This window comes from Sphingobacterium sp. IITKGP-BTPF85 (assembly GCF_001006065.1).
In the GTDB taxonomy this organism is placed as follows: Bacteria; Bacteroidota; Bacteroidia; order Sphingobacteriales; family Sphingobacteriaceae; genus Sphingobacterium; species Sphingobacterium anhuiense.
The window spans coordinates 1-7,314 of sequence record NZ_ASZT02000199.1 but is presented as its reverse complement, the minus strand read 5'-3'; the positions used below and the strand labels follow the sequence as shown (position 1 = coordinate 7,314).

The window sequence follows — 7,314 nt, the reverse complement described above, 5'->3', positions numbered from 1 at the left end:
TGTCGCAAATTTGCGACGGTATCTTTTGATACCTGTTCTGTTCATCATGACATTATTTCAATTAAAAAACCAACGTAATTTTTATTCTCTAACTTTCTTACCTTCTCACTTTCCAATCTATCTAACTCATTAACCATCTCACTTTCTAACCCCCATTTGAATCTATATCAAAGATAGGCTGTAAAATAAGGCAGGTGTTAGGTAGAATTCACTTCTTGATTGTGCACTTTTCATCTGGTAAGTTTTATTCTTTTGAATAACCGTCGAAGTAATGATAGACCTGGTAGGGATAGCCTACCGGAAATGCTTGGTAGCAATGCACATAAGCCAGTACGGCATAATTTATTTTATGTCGATTGAAAAGTGCGATAATGGCATCAAAATCATACGGATCTAACCAGCTATCTTGATACTTGCTCAAGTACTGTTGAATGGTTTTATGATCTCATGTTGCCGCAGACTTTTTTCGTAAAAAGGTAGCGCACTATATGCGAGATAGTGATCTTCGTGATAACAGATAGCAATGTGCTGCAGTTCATCGTCGATATGGTGCCATATGTACTCTTCTGCCTGCAATATTTTAAAGATTAATTGAAGGCAATTGAACCGTTCCATTTCATCCCAGTCTATGGTGAAATCACTGAACAAAAAGTATTCAATATCGTCCTTCGGAATATGTTCCTGTTCCCCTGCAATTTCCAGTGCTATTTTTTCCACATCTACATAGGCGAGGTAATAATGGATGATGTCACTTTGATTAGTTTGCTGATATAACAGGTCACCTTCTTCACTGATATCACAGAGCAATAGCAAAAAGATAAAAAATACTTCCTGCTCATCTTGGTCGAGCCCGGGATATTGGAAAGAATGATACTCTTCATGGTTGAGCGCATATTTATTTATAAAAGTAACTTCATCCATGAGCTGCTTATTGACACAGCTACTTTGGAGTTTTCCGGCTAGTATATCTGTGAGATATTCACTATGGGCATGCTGCTGCTGCTCTTGGATCTGTTTGTGATACTTGGATTTTTTCCAGCCTTCGGGTGCCAGCATTTTCATTACACGAGGTACTTCACTGTACATCTTCTGGAGTATGGTTTTCATCCGCTGGTCAGATAGATTTTTGAAAACATGTGCTATCATAAGTCTTTGAATTACGATTTCTTAAACTGACTGATTGATTTACCGGTCAGCTTTTTAAAAAAGCGATTGAGTTCGCTATGTCCCGCAAAATTTAACTGCTCGGCCAAAGTAGCGATCTGTTGGGGATAATCTTCCAATTGTCTTATAATGCGCTCGAGGAGCAATTGGTTGCGATATGCGTGTAAACGGCAACCGTAATACTCCTGGTGCAGTCGAGCTAACTGGTTGTGGTCTACCTGTAAGCTTTTAACAATATCTTTGATCAGTGCCTTTGCGCCAAACTTATTTACGGCAAGTTCCAGATAGGCCCGTGCCTGATCTACTAATGCTATTGTTGTGTTTATTTTGGTCGTCTCGCTAATGATCTTGAGTCTCGACAAGGTGATGAGATAGATCTGATGGTGGACGAGGAGGTATTCGTTTTCCATATTCCTGGGATTGATCTGGCTGAAGAGGTTTAAGATTTCTGTACGTGTCAATGGACCGATTTTAAAATCGGAGCTTTGAAGAGGCACGGGATCAGCCGCCCGTTTGGCGTATACCAGTGGCATGACAAATTCAAAGTGACGCTCCAGATGCGGTCTGAAAAGTCCAGCATCAAGCGTGATCCCGATAATGATGTGGTGGCCCACGGGCAGTTCAACTGTCAATTCGGTCTTAGGCAGATAAAGATAACTGGCACGTTCGTGCTGAAAATGAAGCACGAGCTGTGCGTTAGGATCATGAAGTGTAATCGGTTGTGTCCCGGTACTCAGTAAGGGATAACAGAGGTGCAGATCTGGCGCAAGAGAGGCGAGCGCTAGTGTCGTAGGAGTGTCGATCCAAAATTCGTAATAATAGATATAGGCATACCGTCCATCGAAGGTCTGCACTGCATAACGGTTAGTCGCATTTGCCCAGTAAGTGGTGTGGGCATAGCGTATGGGATAAGTAACCCTTAAATCCGAATGAGCTACCTCCTGGAAATCGGGTGGATGATTGAGAATAATGGTTTGTTTCATAATTCGGTTTTATCATGTGCTTCAGCAAATATGTTTTAGAGATGCAAGGGGTGAACCTTTGGGTACAGCTTTTATGATAATCGTATGTGGCTTTTTTGTTTCAAGTTCACCTCTATTGCATCTTTTTTTTCAATCTGGTAGGTAAACACAGATGGGAGAGGAGACATCTGTATTTATTGTACCGAACTGTTGAAGTAAAGATAATGGCAGGAAGGCCGGTTTGGATCTTATATATTTGAGGTTTTCATCTACGATTTTCGAGAAAATGATCTTCGATTTTGATGATTTAATTCTTTAAAATCTAAGATTATGCTTTTTTTGAGTGCTGTAGCCATACTTGGAAATGATTTGCAGTAAGGAGGGGTCTTGCAAAAAAAATCTTATTTAAGATAGACAACTGCATCTTTAACTTGAGGATGCAGTTGTCTATAGAAGCCTAAATTGTGCTGTAGTAAGAGGCGCTTATTCCTAAAAATGAACTTTTATCGCTTATACTGCAATGAAAATTTGCTTCTGGATATTCTTTTCCAAAAGTTGTTTTTCGGTCTTTTGCAGGCATTTTGAGAAGTCTCCCTCTGAACGATCTACGATTCAATACTGTCGCAATTAAATAATTTGAATGGTTTGCAAAAATGGGGTGCTCTTCCATGAGCTTGATGATATTCTCCCGGCTGATGAAAGCCGTCACGACATCGCTATCTGCTTTAAAATAACTGCCATCAACATCTTCAATATGAAGAATAAATTGTTTTTTTGAGATAAAGTCGATGACATCATTTTGGAGCGGGCCAGCGTCATCCCAGCGTTTGATAATGATTCCCTCCAGTACAATATGCAGATCCAATAGCTTAGCCTGAAGGTACCTACCTTTTTTAATGGATCTGATCTCAACAACAGCTAATATGCTTGACCATAAAGCGGGTGGCACAGGAGCGAGTTCATGCAATATTTCAAATAATAGGTTTTGATAGTTTGTTCTTTCCATATTTAGACTATCCAATTGTTTACAGATATGAGAATGAAAAGGTGAGCACCATAATACTTGTTTCTGGTATTTCTGGATCCGGAACGAAGCTTTGCGTCGAGTTGGCGGTCTTACTATTTCCTTGTCCTTTTCTTTGGGCATCGTTTACCAATACTATAGTTGCTCTGTTATCAATAGCAGTAATAAGCGAATTGGCAATAGATTGTTGTGCCTGTGGACCTAAAGATACGGCGTATTGAAATTGATCGGTACTGAGTTGAAATCGTTGCGGTAACCAATTGATAAAACCGGTTTGAATAAACTGTTTTTCGACATCTATAACAGTTTGAGTAGCTGCGTAAAGGGCAGTTCTCCAATCTGTAGCTCCTACCTGATTGAAGGGAAATTGATTTGTTGTCATTGTTTAGATTTATATTAAATATTACCTTCAAAGATATGCTTCAATTTAAAAAAACACCTGAAATAACGTATTGGAAAAATCGAATCGGCAGTTTATTTTATCGAACCGATAGTTTCTTGCATTTTAGGTGCTGTTTTGATAGCTTAATGCCTGTTTTTTTTTATCAATTATGTGATTCGCTTTTTAGTGGTTGCGAAATTGTTACTTTAAATGTCGAAATTTTTAAATATTTTTATATTTCTTTTTACTTATGGTTTGTTAACCGCTGGTCATAAGTAATCCAATTTGACAACTTAAACCAGTGCATGAATAGTTATATCATAACATATTTTAAAATTATCAGTTGGCGTATTTTCGTTATCTGCATTGCCATTGCTATGGTCATGGCATCTTTGTTTCCATTCGATGATATGTCAATGAGTTATATTTTCAGTAAGCCAGTAATGAAGGTCATGCTTAAAACCTTTGTAATCGGTGGTTTGTTGCTGACGATCGTAAATGTTGTCGCATTCTATGTGTTTCGTTTACGGCTCTGGGAGACTAACGTATTACATGCCAGCTTTTATCATACTTTCTTTGGAGTTATTTTGCCTTTTATCTGTGGTGTAGGTTTAATAAGGTTTTTCTATGGTCCTGCTATATTTCAGCACGATCATGTAAACAGTGACTTAATGCTGATGCTCCTTTTATTGGTTCTGTGCAATGCATTTATGGTAATCCGGATGTATGCTTTTTACCTTAATAAAAAAACCGTGCTGGTAAAAACTTTGAAGGATGAGCATAAAGATGGAGATGTACGGCAAAAAATGTTATTAGAAAAAGCTGATTTAAAACATAGGGAGGAGCTAGATGGATTAAAGTCTAGTTTGGATAGTATCAATGCTGAGTTGAAAATAAGTTTAATCAATGCAGATAAACATGTGGCGCAAGCTGAATTGCGTGAACGACAGTTGACTGACGAGATTGGTAGGCTGACAAAAGAAATCGTGCTCAAAAGTACAGCTGTAACACATGAACTTAATGAGTACCATATACAGCAGCTGTCGTATATTTTACTTAATGATCTTGTTCCTTATGAATATGATCCGCTTAGTAGATATCAATTTGCCAGTGAGTTGAATGACAGGGTAATCAATGAAGAGCATGTTGCTTTTATTTTTGGTGCAAATCGGGAAGGTGTGCTCTGTCAGGATATCTATCTATTGGATGGTGAAGTGTTCACTGTTTACGAAAGTTCTTTGGAAGAAATGAACAGGATATTTCCAAGAATGGTCCGTATCTCCCGCAATCATCTTATTCCGGGTACATCGGTTGTTTCATACGAAGTCATGAGTTCTAAACTTGTTAAAGTAAAAGTTCGAGGTCAGGAAGAACCGATAGAAATGAAACATGAGTATATAAAAAAGTGTTTTCTTGGATTATATTGCAGTATATATGGAATCAATATAGGGAGAAACAGTCCTCTCCAGCTGTTTCCGTTTAAAGCATATTAGAGCAATAATTTTCTAATTTCTTCTTCCGGCAATCCGGTATAGTCTGCAAATAAACTGATGCTGACATACTGGTTTGATTTCAATCCGTAGCAATCGCGTATGGCCTGAAAGATTTTGTAGGTGTGTTTTTCTGTACGTCCCAATATAAGTGCTGCTTCTTTGGGGTAAATGCATAATCGAGATTTGTTTTTCATGTTATTCTGGTTTTTAGAGGGATGATCTGTTGATAATCAGATCATCTGGATTTGCTAATGATTGTCCTGACCGTAGACAAACATTCCCTATCAAACCACCTGTTAAGCAGGTATAAAGCAGTAATGGAGCACGGGTAAAGCCTATTTGGCTATGTACAGTATGCGCATAGGCTAAGAGCGTGGTAAGTGCGTATTAAGTGCGTGAAGCACACTGTTTTTACACTGTATCTACGCTCTATCTACGCTTTACATACGCTTATGCCACGCTTTATAGCTGTATAGCGTCCAAGTTTACAATGTACTTTAGTCCTTAAGCTTTGCAGATTAGGTTTGATTCCTCTCCAGAAAATGATGTTATTGGTTATTCATTTACTAAGATAAGTTTTTTCTATAAAATATAGTTTTATTCGCGTTTAGGTACATTTTGGTCAATTTATTAAACCAATTGAGTATCATTATTCCGCATTTTTCCCCTTTTCTACGCTTTTGATCCCCGTCCTTTTGTACTGATGATCATCTTAGCATTGTCAAAACAATACTATTATGGCAAGAGTAGAAAGTTTAATCAAATTAAATGGAACGATCGGGGATCTTTCCTTTTACAAATCAAAAAGTGTGGGTTATCAGGCACGTATGAAGACCGGTGTATCGGGCGACCGTATTGCCAATGATCCAGCATTTGCACGTACCCGTGAAAACGGCAGTGAATTTGGCAGAGCACAGCAGGAGAGCAAAAAGCTACGTGATCTGTTGCGGGATGTGCTGTTCGAAAATTCGGACAACAGATTCAGTACCAGGCTGGCAAGCCGGATGTTAAAAGTCATCCAGATGGATCCGATAAGTGTCCGCGGGGAGCGCGTTTTAATACCGCAAAACATGGTATTGCTGAATGGTCTAGAATGTAATCAGCGCGCCAGTTTAAAAAACATCACGTTAAAACCTTTGTCGGTTTCCTTCGACAATTTTAGCGGTGAAGGTTTTTTAACATGTGAGCAACTGATCCCGAATTTGCATATCGCCAAGTTGAGTGGGGCGACGCATGTGCAGTACACCCTGGTTCTGCAGGAATTCTCGGGAGATGAATCCGATAAGCGTCCCGTAATCCAACGGTCCGCTTATATCAAACTTGGTGAAATGCAACCCATGGATCTGGATATTGCGGCTACACTTGCTCATGATCCTGATAAAAGTGTTCTGGTACTTGTGGGGACAGGATACTACCAGCTTGTGAACGGTGCTTATTATCCATTGGCAAATGGTCAGTATAATGCGCTGACCATCCATCAGGTGGTGATACCGTAATCTAATTTTAGGGTGTATTGATGGGATTATTTTCAGGTGGTGGGTAGTTGTGTTATAGCAACGACCTGCTTCCTGAAATTTATTCACCAGGTGGAGCTGAAAATGAATAATAATTTTTAATAGATGATGTAATAACATGTCAACAAAACAAATTTTGCATCTCCAACGGATTTATGGAGAGCAAGGGACAAACGGTACCCTCACTTTTGAAGGTGAGGTCATCTGCCGTACTATCGAACTGCCCTGGCGCAATAACCTGCCGAGGCTTAGCTGCATCCCGATGGGGAGTTATAAATTGGAAAAACGAAAGTATACCAGACATGGTGAGCAGATCGGAATTCCGGCTGTATTGGGACGCGAAGCGATATTGATCCATGCAGCCAACGATGCACGGAAAGAGTTATTGGGATGCATTGCTCCGGTTACAGCATTAACGGGGGAAGGTTGCGGTACAGAGAGTAAAAAGGCGCTTGCAAAATTGAAGTCTCTGGTTTATTCGCTTTGGGATATGGAGCAGGAAGTGTTTTTGCATATAAAGTAGTGACGGAAGTAACTAGTGACGGAGTGACATAATATGTTTTGTGCCTCTTTCGCCGGCACAGGGCGACAAACGTTTTTCGCTAATGATTTTTATTTTATTGGTACTCAAGATTCTCTTCGAGAGTTGTCTTGACACAAAGTTTGACAAAAGTCAAGGCTGCATTCCTTTATGCTATTTCACCTTGAATAGGCTAAATGAATTTAAATATTGTCACTCATGCCGTGACAGGCAATTACTTTTTCCTTGATGAAA

9 protein-coding genes are annotated in these 7,314 nt (G+C 39.3%); 3 read left to right on the top strand and 6 right to left on the bottom strand.

The window, feature by feature from the left end; genetic code table 11:
* Nucleotides 1–244: 244 nt before the first annotated feature.
* The 5 genes from L950_RS28975 to L950_RS23300 form a co-directional block, all read right to left on the bottom strand.
* Nucleotides 245–421 carry a hypothetical protein gene (locus L950_RS28975; RefSeq protein ID WP_021190166.1) on the bottom strand — a complete coding sequence of 59 codons (177 nt, stop codon included), beginning with the start codon at nt 419–421 and terminating at the stop codon, nt 245–247.
* Nucleotides 418–1,146 (bottom strand): hypothetical protein, encoded by a 729-nt coding sequence (locus L950_RS23315; RefSeq protein ID WP_021190165.1) that lies wholly within the window; start codon nt 1,144–1,146, stop codon nt 418–420. Before L950_RS23315 ends, L950_RS28975 begins: the two co-directional genes overlap by 4 nt.
* Nucleotides 1,147–1,157: 11 nt before the next feature.
* Nucleotides 1,158–2,147, bottom strand: coding sequence for a helix-turn-helix domain-containing protein (locus tag L950_RS23310; protein WP_021190164.1), 990 nt, complete (start codon nt 2,145–2,147; stop codon nt 1,158–1,160).
* Between the two features lie 436 nt (nt 2,148–2,583).
* A complete protein-coding gene (locus tag L950_RS23305) occupies nt 2,584–3,132 on the bottom strand; it encodes a hypothetical protein (protein ID WP_021190163.1) in 549 nt (182 codons plus the stop codon).
* Nucleotides 3,133–3,151: 19 nt separating this feature from the next.
* Nucleotides 3,152–3,532 (bottom strand): hypothetical protein, encoded by a 381-nt coding sequence (locus L950_RS23300; RefSeq protein WP_021190162.1) that lies wholly within the window; start codon nt 3,530–3,532, stop codon nt 3,152–3,154.
* Between the two features lie 305 nt (nt 3,533–3,837).
* On the opposite strand from L950_RS23300, the gene L950_RS23295 reads away from it, so the two are divergent.
* On the top strand, nt 3,838–5,025 hold the full coding sequence (locus L950_RS23295) for a hypothetical protein (RefSeq protein WP_021190161.1): 1,188 nt from the start codon (nt 3,838–3,840) through the stop codon (nt 5,023–5,025).
* On the opposite strand, the gene L950_RS23290 is transcribed toward L950_RS23295, so the two are convergent.
* On the bottom strand, nt 5,022–5,219 hold the full coding sequence (locus L950_RS23290; RefSeq protein WP_021190160.1) for a hypothetical protein: 198 nt from the start codon (nt 5,217–5,219) through the stop codon (nt 5,022–5,024). The two genes, L950_RS23295 and L950_RS23290, sit on opposite strands and share 4 nt — an antisense overlap.
* A 543-nt stretch (nt 5,220–5,762) precedes the next feature.
* Between L950_RS23290 and L950_RS23285 the strand changes: the two genes are divergently transcribed.
* Together L950_RS23285 and L950_RS23280 are read left to right on the top strand one after the other, a co-directional pair.
* Complete coding sequence (locus L950_RS23285; protein ID WP_021190159.1) at nt 5,763–6,521, top strand: hypothetical protein; 759 nt, start codon at nt 5,763–5,765, stop codon at nt 6,519–6,521.
* A gap of 154 nt (nt 6,522–6,675) precedes the next feature.
* Nucleotides 6,676–7,062, top strand: a complete 387-nt coding sequence (locus tag L950_RS23280; RefSeq protein ID WP_231577826.1) for a DUF5675 family protein — start codon at nt 6,676–6,678, stop codon at nt 7,060–7,062.
* The last annotated feature ends 252 nt before the right edge of the window (nt 7,063–7,314 follow it).